This window comes from Paenibacillus sp. cl130, from assembly GCF_900116035.1.
Classification (GTDB): Bacteria; Bacillota; Bacilli; order Paenibacillales; family Paenibacillaceae; genus Paenibacillus; species Paenibacillus polymyxa_B.
In genome coordinates this window covers 99238-117278 of record NZ_FOYG01000008.1, presented here as the reverse complement: position 1 = coordinate 117278, position 18041 = coordinate 99238, and the positions used below count along the sequence as shown (strand labels likewise).

13 protein-coding genes are annotated in these 18041 nt (G+C 44.5%); 11 read left to right on the top strand and 2 right to left on the bottom strand.

The features are described from left to right. Window positions 1-81: 81 nt before the first annotated feature. Complete coding sequence (locus BM358_RS20690) at window positions 82-1491, bottom strand: RCC1 domain-containing protein (RefSeq protein WP_028541813.1); 1410 nt, start codon at window positions 1489-1491, stop codon at window positions 82-84. Window positions 1492-1710: 219 nt separating this feature from the next. Here BM358_RS20690 and BM358_RS20685 point away from each other — a divergent pair, with 219 nt between their 5' ends. From BM358_RS20685 to cydC, 8 genes are all read left to right on the top strand, one after another. Further along, entirely contained in the window at window positions 1711-2766 is a 1056-nt protein-coding gene (locus BM358_RS20685; RefSeq protein ID WP_028541814.1) for a YrpD family protein, read from the top strand. 218 nt (window positions 2767-2984) lie between these two features. Next, complete coding sequence (gene def / locus BM358_RS20680) at window positions 2985-3566, top strand: peptide deformylase (protein WP_028541815.1); 582 nt, start codon at window positions 2985-2987, stop codon at window positions 3564-3566. 164 nt (window positions 3567-3730) lie between these two features. Then, on the top strand, window positions 3731-5521 hold the full coding sequence (locus BM358_RS20675) for a sensor histidine kinase (protein WP_023990341.1): 1791 nt from the start codon (window positions 3731-3733) through the stop codon (window positions 5519-5521). After that, window positions 5514-7172 (top strand): response regulator transcription factor, encoded by a 1659-nt coding sequence (locus BM358_RS20670; RefSeq protein WP_028541816.1) that lies wholly within the window; start codon window positions 5514-5516, stop codon window positions 7170-7172. The genes BM358_RS20675 and BM358_RS20670 overlap by 8 nt, the downstream gene beginning before the upstream one ends. Window positions 7173-7578: 406 nt before the next feature. Next, window positions 7579-8985, top strand: a complete 1407-nt coding sequence (locus BM358_RS20665; protein ID WP_028541817.1) for a cytochrome ubiquinol oxidase subunit I — start codon at window positions 7579-7581, stop codon at window positions 8983-8985. Beyond that, window positions 8972-9985, top strand: coding sequence for a cytochrome d ubiquinol oxidase subunit II (cydB, locus tag BM358_RS20660; protein WP_023990338.1), 1014 nt, complete (start codon window positions 8972-8974; stop codon window positions 9983-9985). The genes BM358_RS20665 and cydB overlap by 14 nt, the downstream gene beginning before the upstream one ends. Continuing rightward, complete coding sequence (gene cydD / locus BM358_RS20655) at window positions 9985-11745, top strand: thiol reductant ABC exporter subunit CydD (protein ID WP_028541818.1); 1761 nt, start codon at window positions 9985-9987, stop codon at window positions 11743-11745. Before cydB ends, cydD begins: the two co-directional genes overlap by 1 nt. Continuing rightward, entirely contained in the window at window positions 11726-13492 is a 1767-nt protein-coding gene (cydC, locus tag BM358_RS20650) for a thiol reductant ABC exporter subunit CydC (protein WP_028541819.1), read from the top strand. The genes cydD and cydC overlap by 20 nt, the downstream gene beginning before the upstream one ends. Window positions 13493-13566: 74 nt before the next feature. Here cydC and BM358_RS20645 read toward each other — a convergent pair whose 3' ends face one another. Continuing rightward, window positions 13567-14043, bottom strand: a complete 477-nt coding sequence (locus BM358_RS20645; protein WP_023990335.1) for a GyrI-like domain-containing protein — start codon at window positions 14041-14043, stop codon at window positions 13567-13569. A gap of 241 nt (window positions 14044-14284) precedes the next feature. Here BM358_RS20645 and BM358_RS20640 point away from each other — a divergent pair, with 241 nt between their 5' ends. The 3 genes from BM358_RS20640 (at window position 14285) to BM358_RS20630 (ending at window position 17985) form a co-directional block, all read left to right on the top strand. Further along, complete coding sequence (locus BM358_RS20640; RefSeq protein ID WP_023990334.1) at window positions 14285-15298, top strand: ABC transporter permease; 1014 nt, start codon at window positions 14285-14287, stop codon at window positions 15296-15298. Between the two features lie 15 nt (window positions 15299-15313). Continuing rightward, window positions 15314-16216, top strand: a complete 903-nt coding sequence (locus BM358_RS20635; RefSeq protein WP_023990333.1) for a carbohydrate ABC transporter permease — start codon at window positions 15314-15316, stop codon at window positions 16214-16216. Between the two features lie 74 nt (window positions 16217-16290). Next, complete coding sequence (locus BM358_RS20630) at window positions 16291-17985, top strand: ABC transporter substrate-binding protein (protein ID WP_023990332.1); 1695 nt, start codon at window positions 16291-16293, stop codon at window positions 17983-17985. The last annotated feature ends 56 nt before the right edge of the window (window positions 17986-18041 follow it).

Here is an 18041-nt window from a genome sequence, read left to right as displayed (position 1 = left end):
TAAGGATAGTTAAGAGTTAAGCTTGTGAACTATTAAGGCTATTCATATTTAATGGGATGATCGCTCGTTCTTTCTTGGCTTCTATTGATTATTGACAGTTACCTCATATTTTGATGCGTTCCAGTTTACCTTTGCACCCAAGGTTTGAGAAATGAATCTGATCGGTACCAAAATACTCCCGTTTATATATTTTGGAGGAGCAGCGAGACTTACTTTTTTTCCATTAACCAATGCGAATTTTTGGTTTACAACTAGTTCTATAGTCAGTTTACCTTTTGTGATGGTGACATGATCCCTTTGGCTACTATTCCAAATGACTTTAGCTCCTGATTTTTCAAATATTCCTCTGAAAGGAACATAGACTGAGCCGTTCAGTAATTTGGGAGTGGTAGTCAGATCCATGATAGAGCCATCTACGGTCAATTGAATAGGCTTCACTACAATAGTCGGTTGCTTTACATTTTTCAATGTCGAGTCAATTCCAAGTTGACCGTTAACGTTGCTCCCCCAACTCCATAATTTATTGTTTTCCGTTCTTACGATTGTAAAGTCGTTTCCAGAGTTTACTTCCGATATATTAGCAAGCCCCTTTACTTTCTCTGGATTGGAATTACCAGCAGAAATCCAGACATCGCCAGTAGTTGTTACAAATGAAACAGTGTGGTCGAATTGAGCAGAGATATCTTTTAACTTCTGTGGAATTTTAAACTGTTTAGTTTTGCTCTCTAGCGGATTATATGTCCACCCGTTGCCATTCATATCAATTGCACTTATAGCAAAATCTCCACTTTTAATCATTTTAATTTTTTTAAGTTGTTTAAGCAGCTGTGGTTCTTTAATATTCGCATCTTCATTGTCGCCGCCCCAATAGAGCAATGTTCCATCCTTGGAAAGTGCAAAGGAACCCTGATTCGTAGCTGCTATACCCACAATATTCATGGGTAGATCTTTTATTAAAGTTGGTTCATTGATGAAAGATGACTTAAAGTTGGCTAATTGTCCCCGAGAATTATCACCCCAGCCCCAAACCTGCCCGCTTTGATCTAATGCTAAAAAGTGATCTCCTCCGGCGGCAATTTTAACAACATTTTTTAGGCTTGAGAAGGTTTTAGGGGCAACACTACGACCTTGATTTTTTTTACTTTGCCAACTAACAACGGTACCATCTGTTTTTATGGCTAGAGAACCAAAGCGACCCGTGGTGACCTGTTTAAAAGTATCAGATGACATAGAAACCACAGGAGAGGGTACGGAACGATTTATGCCGTCTTCTGAGCCTAATTCCCCATCTTCATTACGCCCCCATGCAAGTAGCTTTCCTTGATTGTCAATAGCGTAAGTATGTTCACCACTGCTTGAAAATTGAACTATATCTGGAGATGGTTTTACATATTCGTTTGAATATGCTTCTTTTGAAACTAAGCAAGAGGAGAAAATTAATAAAATAACTGATAAAGCTATGAAACATTGCTTTAAATTTTGATTTTTCAAGATATGCTCTCTCCTTTTTTGAAATAACTTCTAATATCATATAACCATAAACAAGAAAGAAATTGCAAATAAATCCAGCTAATATGTATTTGTTTCCATAAAAAATGTAGACAAATGAATAATGAAATACTATTATATGTTTTGGGTGAAAATTTTTACAATATTAGGGAAGGGGAATAGCAAAAATTTTTCTCAAAAATTAGGATGAGGTGAGAGTGAATGAAAAAGGTAAAGTTCTCAATAATTATCTTTCTGTTATTCTCTTCAATTGGTGTTACTGCTTCGGCTAATAACGAAGATATTACGGAAAAAGTTAGCGATTCAGTAACGCAATCAACTTATGGATTAGAACATTCTAAAAATGTTACAGTAAAAAATGATGCTGAGGTTAGCCAGGAAAAGATAAACAACTTTATTATTCAAGCCAAAAAAGTTGTTAGAGAAGAAAAAGCAAATAGTCAATCATTGAATGCATCTATTGAATCTTCTACATATGAAACTGTTGACTACTGTTATTTGGACGATACTAACCTCTTTTTTTATGAGGATTCTTCAATTAAAGATCCAGAGTTGATTATTTTACCAGTTGAAAATGGTAGAGAGGAAACACACGTTATTAAACCACAAGCAATACAAGGAGGATTTGGAGGAAGGGTATTGGTCAATAGTACGACAGGTAACTACATTGAGACTAGGGCCATTACTACATCAAGTAACTCTACTTTGCTGGCTACAAATGGAACCCCGTATATGTATACAGGGTTTACAGCAAGGGGATTGGAAGTTGATGCAGGATTGGCTTATAGTAAAGGAGATGCTCCGGGAGTTTGGCAGCCTTATCTTAAAATAGGTGGGGACGATCCACTGTCAACTTCATATCTACTTGATGGTTATAATCAGGTACAATATAAAAATGGGTATATTACTGGACAGCCAGTTCAGATGGACTTATGGAGGAACTATACTAGTGGTGTTGAACATAACGCTGTAAGATTAAAACTTGCGGGAACTGCTATATGTGCGGATCTTGGATGTTCAAGACATGGTGATACTAAGCTGACCACTATCTTTTCTAAATCAAATATTGGAGTGAACAGTGTAGTTAATTATAAGTTGTTAGCAACTATTGCTGGTTCCGGAGCAAGCGGGCAGATGAATTCTACTCTAAGTGAAATATCAATTGACGGGATAGCCAAAACACCAGTTAAAGATGAAGTAGCCAATACTCAAGTCACAATTAGTGGAAATAGTACATCTTTTAAGCTTTCAAAATAGTATATTAATATAGTTTATAAAACCGTTCTAAGGAGCGGTTTTATTTTTTTATTAAAAGCCATATTGTTTGCTTACACTCCACTACCGCTTCATTTTGACAATTCATTTCATGAATAGATATAATTTATGGGATAAAACTTGTAGGAATATTGGGAACTCCCCTAACTTTTGCTGAATAACATGAAAGTATATTTATTTTAATGAATCGAGGCTGACGAATGAGTAATCAATCGATGGACATGCTTCTCACGAAGGATATCGTGCGTGAAGGGGAGTCTATTTTGCGTACGAAGGTTGATCCGGTATGCTTGCCACTGTCTGAAGAGGATCTTCAACAGATGCAATGGATGCTGGATTATCTGAAAAATAGCCAAAATGAAGAGCTGGCTACCCGCTATGAACTGCGCCCGGGTGTGGGATTATCTGCGAACCAGGTAGGTTTGAACAAAAGAATGTGCGCTATTTATTATGAAGATGGGGACAAAACGGTAGAGTATGCGTTGTTTAATCCGAAGCTGGTCAGCCACTCCACGTCCATGATTTATTTGGAACAAGGTGAGGGGTGCTTGTCTGTAGATCGGTACGTAGCCGGATATGTACCTCGTTATGAAAAAATTCGTATTAAGGCCAATTTACCAGACGGAACACAGGAGCTATTGACTTTCAAAGGTTATGCAGCGATTGTAGTACAGCATGAAATGGACCATTTGGACGGTATTATGTTCTATGACCGTATCAATCCGGAAGATCCGCACAAGCTGCCGCAGGGAGTGCATATCGAACCTTTTGTACGTAAATAGCTCATGATCCGTAAAGTGTGGTGACTCCGTTCGCCACATTTTTTAATTTTGCAAAAAAATATGGATATAGAGGTTACGAAGCTTTAAACTGGAAACATGTAGCTCGTGATAGAGGATGTGAAAATACACAAAAATGTAAGCGCTTATCTTATAGGAGGGATGACATGAATCGTGGAGTACGGCTTCTGATGAATAATATGCGTATGCGGAATAAGCTGCTGTTCTCCTATGTACTGATTGTCATGATCCCGGTGCTGGTGGTAGGCGGCTGCGTTACTTTTTATTTGCGAGAGCAGGCATTGAATAGTGCAATTGCCCAGACGGTAAACAATGTGGAAAAGATCAAGAGCCAGACGGCAAATTTACTGCGTGTGCCAACGGATATTTCAAATGGGCTCATGTTCGATAAGAGGCTGAGAGAGATGGCGAACCGACGGTATCCGGGTATGGTAGAGCTGATGAATGCGTATCATCAATACAAGGATTTTAATGAGTATACTCAGCAATATAGAGAGGTTGCTACCATCCGGTTCTATTCGTACAATCCGACGCTTGTCAATAATCTGGAGTTTATTCCAGTAGACTCTAACATTGAGCGGCAGCAGTGGTTCCAAACGGCTTTGAAGGGGACGGCGATTAACTGGTTTTACATTCAGGATAAGGAAGATAACCCGGTTAATCGCCTGAGCCTGGTACGGCAAATTCCATTTCCCGAATATAATACCAAGGGAGTTCTGATGATATCGCTGAGTCAGACCGAGTTGAATGATATGCTGAGCAAGGAGCCCTTTGAAACATTGATTGCAGATCGTAATGGTATTGTGGTCGCAGCTACTCGTCCGCAGTCGGTGGGTCAGACGTTGGGAGATTTACATTTGGGCTTTGATGTCCAGCGTGCGGGTAAGGGAATATATGAAGCGAAAATCAACGGGAAGTCCTCCAACATCATCGTGGATGAGCTGCTGCCCGCCTCCAGTGTGAGCGGATTTACGATTATTTCAGTGTTTTCGACGGAGCATATTGTACAGGGAGCCAACCGAATTAGCTTGATTGGTGCTCTATGTGTTCTTGCGGTGCTGGTTATGGCACTGATTCTGATCACCATCATTTCCTGGCTGATTACCAAACGCCTACAGCGGTTGAGCTATGAACTGGGTAAGGTAGCCGCGGGCGATTTTCATGTGGTATCGAGTGTGGAGGGAAGGGACGAGATCGGGGATTTATCCCGCCGTTTCAACTATATGGTGAACAGTATTCGCCAACTCATGGCGCAGGTCTATGAGACGAGTGAGCATAACAACAGACTGGAATTGGCACAAAAGGATATCAAGCTAAAAATGATGGCTAGCCAAATTAATCCGCATTTTCTGTTTAATGCGTTAGAATCCATTCGAATGAAAGCACATCTGAATGGGGAAGCGGAAATTGCAACGACGGTGCGTTTGCTTGGCAGGCTGATGCGCCGGAATCTGGAGATTGGCAGTGGTAAAACGACGGTACTACAGGAGCTGGATATGGTGCGGTCCTATTTGCAAATTCAGCAGTTCAGATTTGGAAATCGTTTGATCTATGAAGTGAATTTGGAAGAAAGCGCGACGGACCTGTCGATTCCTCCCTTAATCATACAACCGCTGGTGGAAAATGCAGTCATTCATGGCCTGGAAAATAAGGAAGAGCCAGTTACCGTGAAGGTAGATATTGCAATAGAACGAAGAGAGCTGAAAATTAAAGTAGAAGATGATGGGATTGGCATGGAAGCTGGGCAACTGACCCGTCTGCTAGCTCGGATCAGGGGGACGGAAGAGCCGGAAGGAAGCAGTATTGGCCTGCGTAATGTACATCAACGTCTAACATTGATGTACGGCGAACGTTATGGACTGCATATTGAAAGCGCATTACAAGAAGGAACAACCGTATACTTTTCCATACCAAGGGGGGAAGAGTCGAATGTATAAAGCAATGATTGTAGATGATGAGCCTGCGATTCGTGAAGGATTGTCCTCCATTATTGACTGGGGGAATTGTGGCTTCCGTATTGTCGATACGGCAGGGAACGGACGCGAGGCTCTGGATAAGTTCGGAGAGCATCGACCGGAGCTGGTCATTGTAGATATTCGTATGCCCGGGATGAGTGGGCTGGAGGTCATACGAAGCATACGTGAAAAGAACGGAGAGCCGTTTCACTTTCTCATATTAAGCGGATATGCAGACTTTGATTATGCACGGCAAGCCATGGGCTTCGGGGTGGATGGCTACCTACTGAAGCCAGTTGATGAGGAAGAAATGACGACAGAGTTGAAACGGGTACGGCAAAACATTGAGGACGAGAAAGAAGATGGCAAATGGGGAAGTCCGCCTTCCCATGAGCGTAATTGGATCGAAGCACTATTGTTTCCGGTTCATCAAGAGCATGCTCGTAATGCTGTGGAAAGCAGCGATTCTCTTCACAGAGCATCCAAGCAAGCTGAACATCAAAGCGGTAACGGAAAACATGGACAACAGCCCGCGTTACCAGCGTTGGACTGGAGTAGCTATCAGGTTATTCTGCTGGATTTACGTATACCTGACTGGGATCGGCAAGCCCGGCAGTCGGCAGCAAAGCAGCGGCTAACAGAATTGTGCCATGAGCAGGGCAGAGGTATCGTGTTTGAGGCTGGAATATATATGGGTCTTTTGCTTCCCGCCACGTTAAAAACGGAGAAAGATGCTGTTCAGTTACTGGCTGCTTGGCGACAGGAGCTAAAGCTGTGGGCTACGGAAATTTATGTGGCTGCTGGTGATCCTGTAGCTATTCTTAACGACATTCCCAGATCTTTTGAGCAGGCACTACGATTATTGGAGCGTACGTTTTTGTTCCGGGCAGAAAGAGTCATGCTTTCCGGAGACCTACACGAATTGGAGACAGTCGAGACTGAAAGGAGTGGAGCGTCTGATAGTGCAACAGATGATCCCCTACGTTATGCGGAAAAGCTGTACTATGCGCTAGATATGGCTAATAGTGAAGCTGCAACCCGTGTCATTAAGGATATGGAAGGCCAATTTCCACGGATTTATCGCACAGAATCTGCAATCAAGGCGGCGTTCGCCCAAACATTCACACTGGCGTTGAACAAGTATGCAGCTGGACAGGATCACAGCCGAACCGTGCTGGAGGAGCACTCCAGCTTTATAACCGATGTATATGCTTATTCCACATTGGGCGAGCTGGTGGATCACTCGCTGGAGCATGTGTTGCAATGGATTGGTCAGACTGAATCTGGTGGCAAGGGCATCATCATGAAACAAATGATTGACTTTATACATAGTCATTATGATGAAAATTTGCGACTGGAGTTACTGGCAGATATGTTCAATTACAATAGTGGCTATTTGGGCAAACTGTTCAAAAGTCATACTGGCGAGGCCTTTAATGCCTACCTGGATAAGGTGAGGATTGAGCGAGCAAGAGAATTGCTTGCTCAAGGAATTAAGGTGCACCAGGTGGCGGAACGCGTAGGATATGCGAATGCAGATTATTTTCATAGTAAATTTAAAAAGTATGTTGGAATGTCACCTTCCTCCTACCGTAATCGGGTTCAAAAGAACGGAGGAACAGATGGCTGTTGATAGAATCCCTAGGTTCAACGCTATGAAGTCTCTCTTACAGATGTCGGAGGTACGACCTCCGAACGAAGAGAGGCTCTTTTTTTATGGCGGATAAATGGATAGATCAATCGAAAATGTCACATTTATTATGTAGTTTAGGCCGTTTTCATCAAATCGCCATCGTTATGACACAGATTTGACACGATGTTCACATTTTCGATTCTATTTCATTTAAATTTATTCTATATAATGGGGATAATCTGAAGCCGGATCATGACAACCATGGTGAAGGTAGTTGAGTGAGTCATTTTCTAAAAAGTGACCGCTGCATATGTAAGAATGTGAATACTATCACAAATGTAGAAGACTTCAGATTACAGACACTATAAATCAATGTTAAGAGAAGTGCAGGGGGAGGAGCAACATCATGGACGTATTGGATTTGGCACGGTTGCAGTTTGCAACTACAACGATTCTTCACTTTGTTTATGTGCCGATCTCCATTGGATTGTCGTTATTGGTGGCAATTATGGAGACTATGTATGTTATCAAAAAAAATGACTTGTACAAAAAAATGGCTCAATTCTGGGGAACGTTTCTGCTGATTAACTTTGCATTGGGCGTAGTCACCGGGATTTTGCAAGAATTCCAGTTCGGGATGAATTGGTCGGACTTTTCCCGTTTTGTCGGTGATGTATTCGGTACGCCGCTGGCGATTGAAGCGCTGCTTGCATTTTTCCTGGAATCGACCTTTATCGGATTATGGGTATTCGGTTGGGAAAGATTGTCCAAAACGGTCCATTTAATCTGTATGTGGCTGGTATCTATCGGTACGATGTTATCGGCGTTGTGGATTCTAGCTGCTAATTCATTCATGCAGCGTCCAGTAGGATATGAGATTCAAAATGGACGTGCAGAAATGAAAGATTTTGCTGCTCTGTTAACGAATGAACAACTGTTATGGGAATTTCCGCATACGTTGTTTGCTGCTTTTGCAACGGGGGCATTTCTTATCGCGGGTATCAGTGCATGGAAGTTGATGCACAAAAAGAATATGGACTTTTTTAAACCTTCTTTCAAATTGAGCATTATTGTTGCCTTAATCAGTGCCATTGCTATTCCTTTGTTTGGTCATGGTCAGGCTCAATATTTAGTGAAAACACAACCGATGAAGATGGCTGCCAGTGAGGGCTTATGGGAGAACAGCGGTGACCCCGCTCCTTGGACAGTTATCGCGGGTATAGATCCTGAAAAGAAGGAAAATACCTTTGAAATTAAAGTTCCTTTTGCTCTGAGTTTTCTATCTTATAGTAAATTTTCCGGCTCTGTGCCTGGTATGAATGAGCTTCAAGCAGAATATGAAAAAACCTATGGTCCGGGCGATTATATCCCGCCAGTACGTACCACGTTCTGGAGCTTCCGTATTATGATTGCGGCGGGATGTGGCATGATTGCACTCGCTTTATACGGTACTTACCTGACGTTCCGTAAAAAGCTGGAAGGTTCACATCGCTGGTTCTTCCGTCTTATGATATGGGGGATATCCCTTCCATTCATTGGGAATACTGCTGGTTGGATCATGACCGAAATAGGTCGCCAACCGTGGACTGTATTTGGTTTGCTTCAAACAAAAGATTCTGTTTCGCCTACGGTTGTGGCAGGAGAAGTGCTGTTCTCGTTCATCTCATTTACCACATTGTATTTAATTTTAACAGGTGTGCTGGCATTTCTGTTTTACCGTACGGCTCGCAAAGGTCCAGATATCGAGCCACATCAGCAAACGGTAATTCATGATCCATTTGCCCAAGGGGGTGACAATAATGACGCTAAATGATTTATGGTTCTTATTGATCGCAGTGTTGTTTACCGGTTTCTTTTTTCTGGAGGGCTTTGATTTTGGCGTGGGGATGGCCACGGGATTGGTACCGCGCAATGACCAACAAAAACGTTTGATGATCAATACGATTGGTCCATTTTGGGATGCCAACGAAGTGTGGCTGATTACAGCAGCAGGTGCGATGTTTGCCGCTTTCCCGCATTTTTATGCAACTATGTTCAGCGGATATTATCTGGTATTTGTCTTTATTTTGCTAGGTTTGATCTTGCGTGGAGTTTCTTTTGAGTTCCGCGGCAAGGCTGAAGGGAAATGGTGGACAGGAACGTGGGATGCCTGCATTCTGATTGGTAGCTTTCTACCGCCGATGCTGTTCGGTATGGCTTTTGCGGCTTTGGTGAAAGGTGTACCTATTCAGCAAAACATGGATTTGAAAGCTGGATTTTCCGATGTGTTCAATGGATACACCGTATGGATTGGACTGACAGTGGTCGGAATGTGCCTAATGCATGGGCTGACGTTCATTTCCCTGCGGACGATTGGAGAAGTACGGGATCGTGCTCGCGTGATTGCGTCCAAATTTCTTCCGGTATTGGGCATTTTACTCGCTGGCATGGTGGTATGGACTTATTTTGCAACGGATTTATTTGCACGTCGCGGTCCCTTTATGTATGCTGCGGTAGCAGTGGGAATTGTCGCCTATGTGCTGACGTGGTACTTCCTGAAGCAGAGCCGCGAAGGATGGGCCTTCGGGATGACAGGTGCATTGATTTTGCTGACCTTCGTTTCGTTATTCGTTGGTTTGTTCCCAAGATTTATGGTGAGCTCGATTAACAGTGCTTTTGATTTGACGATTTATAATGCAAGCTCCAGTCATTACACACTGAAAGCCATGACGATTGTTGCAGCAACGCTTTTACCCTTTGTGCTGGCTTATCAGGCGTGGAGCTATTTTGTTTTCCATAAGCGTCTCAGTGAGAAGGATCATTTGGAATACTAATGGATAAGGCATGGTTAGAATTAAAGGGCATTCGGCCAGTAATGCTGCTACTGGCTGCCCTTTCCCTGCTCCAGGGGGCTGCTGTGATTGCACAAGCAGTCTTCTTGGCAAAGGCTGTTACGATTTTGTTTGATAAAAATCCGCTGGTGATGGCTTGGCCGTCGCTGGCGTTGTTTTTCGCAGCTTTTGCAATGAGGCATACGATGATCTGGCTGCAACGTCGGACAGCCGGCCGTTTTGCCGAAGCTTCAGGCGCTTCCTTACGGGAGCGTCTGCTTGCACGTTTGTTCGAACGGGGGCCGGGTTTTGCAGCGCAGGAAGGCAGTGGCAAGTTGGTGACGCTAGCACTGGACGGCATGGATCGTTTTCGCACGTATTTGGAACTGTCCATTCCTCGAATGATTGACATGATGGCTGTAACTATACTTGTGCTTGTGTATGTTTTCACATTGGATGTCATTTCAGGTGTAATTTTGACGACTACGATGCCGATTCTGGTGGGCTTCTTTATTTTGCTCGGCTTGGCAGCGCGGAAGCAGGCAGACAAGCAATGGCGTTCCTATCGTTTGTTATCTCACCATTTCACGGATTCGCTACGTGGACTTCAGACACTAAGGTTTTTGGGTCGTAGCCAAGAGCATGGGGAAACGGTTGGGAAGGTCAGCGACCAATACCGCACAGCAACGATGCGCACGCTGCGGGTAGCGTTTCTTTCCTCATTTTCCCTCGATTTTTTTAGTATGCTATCGGTCGCTTTTGTCGCGGTAGGCTTGGGGCTGCGCCTGATTAGTGGCTCGGTAGGTTTGGAGGCAGCGCTTGCGGTGCTTATTCTGGCACCAGAATATTTTATGCCCATACGCCAGTTGGGATCAGACTATCATGCTTCACTGGATGGTAAGGAGGCTTGGGGAGCAATACGCTCCATTCTCAGTACAGAAGATGATGCGACCGAGCCGAATAAACAGGCAGCTAGCGATAAAGGATTGGACATCACGGGACTGGACATTCTCGAGCTATCTGATGTGTGCCTCCTGAATGAAGACGGTTCGGCTCGGCTTGAACATGTGTCTGCACATGTTGAACCGCACATGAACATGATCGGCATCGTTGGCGCTAGCGGTGCAGGTAAAACGACGCTGCTTAGTCTGCTTGGCGGCTTTGCTGATCCCACTTCGGGTGAGCTGCTCCTGAATGGATGCGGATTGGCTGGGGATGCCAAAGCTGAATGGCAACGGCATATTGCCTATATTCCACAGCATCCATACCTGTTTAGCGCTTCTCTGGCAGATAATATCCGCTTTTATGAACCGGAGGCATCCAACCAGCAGGTAGAGTGGGCGATTGACGCGGTTGGACTGCGTGAACTGGTAGACGGTCTTCCGGGTGGATTGAATGAGCCCATTGGTGAAGCAGGTCGGACACTGAGCGGAGGGCAGGCGCAACGGATTGCATTGGCGCGGGCATTGCTCAGTAATCGTCCGGTCGTTTTATTGGATGAGCCTACGGCCCATCTGGATATTGAGACAGAATGGGAGCTAAAACAGACGATTTTATCGGTTTTGAAACATAAGAGAATGTTTCTTGCCACCCACCGGCTTCATTGGATGCCAGAAATGGACTGTGTCTGGATGATGGATCAAGGTCGCCTGGAAGAAGTAGGCTCCCATCAGCAATTGATTGCCCGTAAGGGAGCATATTACCGATTGCTGACGGGGATATCGGAAGGAGGGAACGGACGATATGAGAGTAACGGACAATAGCAGACAAGGCTGGTTTGTGACGTATCTGAGACAATATTTTTGGGCCTTTCTGGTAGCTGCTCTTTTGGGCGCGCTGGCCATTGGATGTGCGGGCGCGTTGCTCTTTACGTCCGGTCATCTGATTACCCGTTCGGCCTTAAAACCGGAAAATATATTAATGGTGTACGTTCCAATTGTGCTTGTGCGAACATTTGGCTTTAGTAAAGCGGTTATTCAGTACCTGGAGCGCTTGGTAGGACATGATGCCGCACTGCGCCTTGTGTCCCGTATGCGGGTACGCTTATATCGGGCAGTAGAACCGCAGGCGCTGATGATTCGCAGCAAATTCCGTACAGGGGATCTATTAGGATTGCTGGCAGAGGATATTGAGCAGCTTCAAAACATCTATTTGAAGCTAGTTCTGCCTGCGCTATCGGCTTTGCTGATTTATGCAGCAGGCATCTCGGCGCTCGGACGGATGGACGGAACCTTTGCCTTGCTCATGGCGCTATATGGCGGATTTTTGCTTTTTATTGCCCCAGCTATCTCACTATGGACCTCACTCGCCAAACGGCGAATGTTCAAGCAGGAACGGAGTAAAGCCTATCAGGAGCTGACGGATGCTCTGTTCGGCATGAGTGACCTGGTACTGAGCGGACGGACTGGGCATTTCCTGAGTACCTTTACACAACGGCACAATAGGGCTGCCGTGATGGAGAATTCACTTCGCCGGAGCGAGTGGCGTTCTCATTGGATCGCACAATGCGTTGTAGGCGGCGGGATTGTGATTATGACTGTGTGGGCCGGGGGACTGGTAGCACAGAATCGTATAGAAGCCACATGGCTGGCATCCTTTGCCCTTGTGGCTTTTCCATTGCTGGATGCCTTCGTTCGCGCTGGAGAAGCGGTGGTTCATGCACCGGAGTATCAGGATTCACTTCGACGGTTAAAGGATTCGGAGAAAGACACACCTACACCGGGAGCAGGCGGAACAGCAGACATTCTAGAGGAACAGGCTACCGCTATGCGATTGGGCCTCGGAGGAGACCTGCTGCTGAACAACGTAAGCTACCGCTATGCGGCAACGCAGGAATGGAGCGTGCGTAATATCTCCCTACACGTACCGCAGGGGGGCAAGGTTGCATTGCTTGGCCGCAGTGGTGCGGGCAAGTCCACGCTGCTGAACCTGATTCAGGGAGCATTGCAGCCTGATGAAGGTAGCGTCACTGTCGCAGGGATTCCCGTATATACAGGTGGAGTATACTCCAGTTTATTTGCGGTGCTAAACCAGCAGCCGTATTTATTCGATACAACGGTAGCGAACAATATTCGGCTGGGACGACCTGATGCTACGCTGGATGAGGTTCGTGCAGTAACAGAGCAGGTAGGGCTTGGAACTCTAATTGATTCTTTGCCGGAGGGCTACGATACCCGAATGCAGGAGACGGGGCTTCGTTTTTCCGGTGGAGAAAAACAGCGAATTGCACTGGCGCGGATTTTGCTGCAAAATCACCCGATTGTTTTGCTGGATGAGCCAACAGTGGGACTTGACCCACTGACAGAGCATGAACTCATGCAGACGATGTTTCGTGTGCTGAAAGGCAAAACATTGATCTGGATCACGCATCATCTGACAGGAATGGAGCATATGGACGAGGTGATTTTTATGGAAAAAGGGGTCATTTCCATGCGGGGCAGTCATGAAAAGCTTTGGCAGGAGCAGCCCCGATACCGCAACCTGTATGAGCTGGATCATCCGAGCCTGTGAACTAGGAATAGATTGACCTAAGCAAACAATAGCCCTCAACACATTTTGTGTTGGGGGCTATTGTTGTGTCTCGTTCATTTCAATGCTATAAATAATTCAATCTCATTGTCTGAACTTTCTGGATTATATTTCTCACCCCAAATTTCAAAATCGTAATCCTTCGGTTCATTTCCGGTATCTTTAATCCATTGGCCATATATGTAGTCATACGAATGATCAAGCTCCGATTCAAGCCCCTTATGTGTGAAAGTTACATACTTACTTTCATTTACAGTATGACTTATCATATTTAATGGAACCTCACCTAGTTTACTTATTTCATAACAGATTATATTTGTAAACTTATCTACCTGAGGATTAAAATCAGGCTTCATGGGATAAATTTGCATTAAAATTACATTCTCATTTTTCCTGTCCCGAATTTCATCTTTTCTTTCAATTAATGAATGATAGATGCTCTTGCCAAGACCAGACTCAAATTCATTAATATTGGCTTCGATTCTGTAACCTGCAACATGAAAAAGAGGTAATGTTATTACGTTAGTTTCCATAAAGTCTCCTCCATCCAATAAGTTTGTCAAGTTTGATTATAATGTAAACCCCAATACAATTTTAGTCATCTTTCACTATAGGATCGATTTTGTTTGGAATCCGCAAAAAAGTTATGCTTGGAAGGCATAGAGACCCCTCATATATCTAATTTTGAACTGATTTTTCTCCTAATTCGTCGGGTACCCGCTTCCAAGCCAGCAAAGTATGATAATAGTATCTAGAGATGAGGAGGAGCTTGTTATGGAATCTTCAACTGAAACCGCTTCCAACAATGGTGCTGTGATTCCTGAATCCAACCGGGGAAGACCGCGCAAGGCTCGCGGACCGAAGCCTGAACGTGGTAGAAAAGGCTTGTGGGACAGTGTGAAGCAGCAAAAGTATCTTTATTTTATGTCCATTCCTTTCGTCATATGGGTGTTTGTTTTCAGCTATCTGCCGCTCTGGGGCTGGACGATGGCGTTTCAAAATTATAAGCCAGCTAAATCCTTTACGGACCAGAAATGGGTAGGGCTGAATAACTTTATTGAGTTATTTCAGGACGAACGATTTTATCTAGTATTACGTAATACACTGGCGATGAGCCTGATGGGGATTATATTTGGTTTTGTCGTACCGATCTTCTTTGCAATTCTGTTAAATGAGCTGCGTGGTATGTTGTTCAAACGGTTTGTACAGACGATATCCTACCTCCCGCATTTTGTATCCTGGGTAGTTGTGGCTGGATTGGTCACGAAAATGCTGTCCATTGACGGAGGCATTGTCAACGATATATTGGTAGCGCTTCATATTGTGGATGAGCCGATTCAGTTCATGGCAAAGGGGAGCTGGTTCTGGTACATTGTAACCGCTTCCGACATATGGAAAGAGACAGGTTGGAATACGATTATTTATTTAGCTGCAATCACCGGAATTGATCAAGAACAGTATGAAGCATCGCGCGTGGATGGAGCGAGCCGCTGGAGACAGATGTGGCATATTACACTGCCGGGTATCCGCTCGACGATTGCCGTTCTGTTCATTATGGCGATTGGGCATCTGGTGAGCAATGGTTTTGAAAAGCAGTTCTTGCTTGGCAATAGTCTCGTGACGGATTATTCCGAGGTGTTGGATCTGTACGCGCTCAATTACGGGATTAATTTGGGTCGCTTCTCTTATGGGACGGCAATTGGTATTTTCAACTCACTGGTTAGCATTTTGCTGTTGTTTACGGCGAACGGTATATTCAAAAAACTGACCAAAGAAAGCATCATGTAGGGAGGGAGAAGCGAAATGACGAATAAGGCATTTAATGCTACCCGGTCTGAGAAGCTGTTTGACCTGTTCAATTATATCCTCATGGCTCTGATCGTGGTGTTGACGCTGTACCCGTTTCTGAACGTACTTGCGATTTCCCTGAACAATTCAACGGACACGGTTCGCGGTGGAATTTATATATGGCCCCGCCAATTTACGCTCGAAAATTACAAAACGATTTTCCAGTACGATGGCCTTCTTCAGGGACTGCAAATATCTATTCTTCGTACTTTGGTCGGAACAGTACTCGGATTGATTTGCGCGTCTATGCTTGCTTTTACATTGAGTCGGGTCGAGTTTCGCGCTCGTAAGTTTATTTCTACGTTTTTGGCGTTGACGATGTATTTTTCTGGCGGGATGGTGCCCGTGTTTATTTTGATGCGTGATCTGCATCTGCTGGGTTCGTTTTGGGTGTACATTTTTCCAGGCTTAATTAGCGCATTTAACGTGTTTGTCATTCGTTCCTTTATGGACGGTTTGCCATATGCGTTGCAGGAGTCAGCCAAACTCGATGGGGCGAATGATTTTACGATTTACTGGAGAATTATTTTGCCGCTGTGCAAACCAGTATTGGCAACGATTGCTCTTTTTCTGGCAGTAGGTCAGTGGAATGCTTGGTTTGATACGTATTTGTATAATGGTGGGGCGCCGCAATGGACGACGCTACAGTATGAGCTGATGAAGATACTGCAAAGTACGCAGCAAGGCGGCTCCAGTATGACGAATAGTAACGATATGGCTAAGCAAATGGCTCAAATTTCACCAGAGTCGATTAAAATGGCAATCACGATTACGGTTACGCTCCCCATCCTGATGGTATATCCGTTCCTGCAAAAATATTTTGTAGGCGGGATGACACTGGGGGCAGTGAAATCATAAAAGACAGGATTCCGGTAGTAAAATAGCAGTTATTTGCAGGAGAAGTCATCATAGGAATATAGGAGGATTTATACATGAAAAAACACTGGTCCAGATTTGCACTGATTCCCTTGCTCGCGGTGTCCCTTACCGCACTCGCAGGTTGTGGAGGAAGCGATAAAGCAGCGAAGGAAGGCACATCCAGCGGCACAGACCCGATTACGTTTAGCTTCTTCGGAGCAGATACAAGCCCACAATGGAACGGAATGAAGGATGAAATAGGCAAGGAAATCACCAAAAAAACAGGTGTAACCTTGAATGCGGAATTTGATGTCAGCGGTGGAGGTGGAGATGACCGAATTGCTTTGATGGCAGCAAGTGGAGAATACCCGGACTTGGTTTCTCCTAAAGCGAATATTAACAAGCTTGTGGATGCGGGGGCCATGATTGATCTGACAGATCTGATCAACGATCATGCACCCAATCTCAAAAAGCTATATGGACCCTATATGGATCGTTTGAAATACAGTAATAAAGATCAATCCATTTATGTCCTTCCTACGTATGCAGGTGTGGGACAGGAGAGTTTTGACGCGACGGGGGGATTTGAAATTCAGCATAAGGTGCTCAAGGAGCTAGGATATCCAAAGGTAAGAACGCTACAGGATTATGAAAACGTACTCAAAACCTATGCAGCCAAACATCCGACGATCAATGGCAAAAAAACGATCCCACTCACGTTGGATGCAGACGACTGGAGAATTATGATTACCGTAACGAATCCTGCCTTCCAGACGACTGGAGCGCCGGATGATGGTGAATATTTTATTGATCCCAAAACATTTGAAGCGAAGCTTCATTACAAACGTCCGGAAGAAAAGGAATATTTCCGTTGGTTGAACCACATGTACAATGAAGGACTGCTCGATAAAGATTCATTTGTGCAAAAAAGTGATCAATACAAATCCAAAATTGCCAGCGGCCGTGTCCTCGGTCTGATCGACCAGGAGTGGGGTTATCAGGATGCCGAAAATGCGTTAAAAGCGTCAGGTAAATCCGAATCCAGCTACGCGCATTTTCCAGTTACACTTTCGGAGGAATACAAGGATCGTTCCTTTCAGGATACGGGCTTCACGTCCGGTTATGGAGTAGGTATTACAGAGAATTGCAAGGACCCGGTGCGGGCTATTAAATTCCTTGATTATTTAGCTTCCGATGAAGGACAGGTGCTAGTGAACTGGGGGATCGAAGGCAAGCATTATGAAATTAAAGACGGCAAACGTGTCATTCCTGCTGATGTACTGGAACAAAAAACGAACAATACAACCAACTTCAATAAATCTACGGGTATAGATTTGTACACGCTCATCAGCGGACACTATGGTGACGGCGTGAAGGACCCTACAGGTAACTACTATACTGCCAAATTCCCGGAACAAATTATTGCGGCTTATTCGAAGCCGGAGAAAGAATCACTTAAAGCGTATGGCGTAAAAACGTGGAAAGATCTGTTCCCGGACAAGAAAGAATTTGATGTAAAGCCTTGGGGCGCAGCCTATAATCTGACAACAGACAATGAATCCAGCTATAACGTTACATTCAAAAAAACGACAGACATTATCCGCAAACGTATACCGGAAGCTATTTTAGCACCGGCTTCCAATTTTGATACGGTATACGACAACATGATTAAAGAACTGGATGCCGCCGGAGCTGTCCAAATGGAACAGCAATACACGCAACTGGTGAAGGACAGAGTGGAGTTATGGAGTGGCAAGGCTTCTAAATAGCTGACTGCTTTTAACGAAATTTTGAATGCCGGAATGACAGAGCGCTTGTCCTTGTG

Coding starts and splice junctions, on each gene's coding strand:
- BM358_RS20630 (WP_023990332.1), top strand. CDS start 16,291: ATGAAAAAACACTGGTCCAGATTTGCACTGATTCCCTTGCTCGCGGTG.
- cydC (WP_028541819.1), top strand. CDS start 11,726: ATGAGAGTAACGGACAATAGCAGACAAGGCTGGTTTGTGACGTATCTG.
- cydB (WP_023990338.1), top strand. CDS start 8,972: ATGACGCTAAATGATTTATGGTTCTTATTGATCGCAGTGTTGTTTACC.
- BM358_RS20640 (WP_023990334.1), top strand. CDS start 14,285: ATGGAATCTTCAACTGAAACCGCTTCCAACAATGGTGCTGTGATTCCT.
- BM358_RS20645 (WP_023990335.1), bottom strand. CDS start 14,043: ATGGAAACTAACGTAATAACATTACCTCTTTTTCATGTTGCAGGTTAC.
- BM358_RS20675 (WP_023990341.1), top strand. CDS start 3,731: ATGAATCGTGGAGTACGGCTTCTGATGAATAATATGCGTATGCGGAAT.
- BM358_RS20635 (WP_023990333.1), top strand. CDS start 15,314: ATGACGAATAAGGCATTTAATGCTACCCGGTCTGAGAAGCTGTTTGAC.
- BM358_RS20685 (WP_028541814.1), top strand. CDS start 1,711: ATGAAAAAGGTAAAGTTCTCAATAATTATCTTTCTGTTATTCTCTTCA.
- def (WP_028541815.1), top strand. CDS start 2,985: ATGAGTAATCAATCGATGGACATGCTTCTCACGAAGGATATCGTGCGT.
- BM358_RS20665 (WP_028541817.1), top strand. CDS start 7,579: ATGGACGTATTGGATTTGGCACGGTTGCAGTTTGCAACTACAACGATT.
- cydD (WP_028541818.1), top strand. CDS start 9,985: ATGGATAAGGCATGGTTAGAATTAAAGGGCATTCGGCCAGTAATGCTG.
- BM358_RS20670 (WP_028541816.1), top strand. CDS start 5,514: ATGTATAAAGCAATGATTGTAGATGATGAGCCTGCGATTCGTGAAGGA.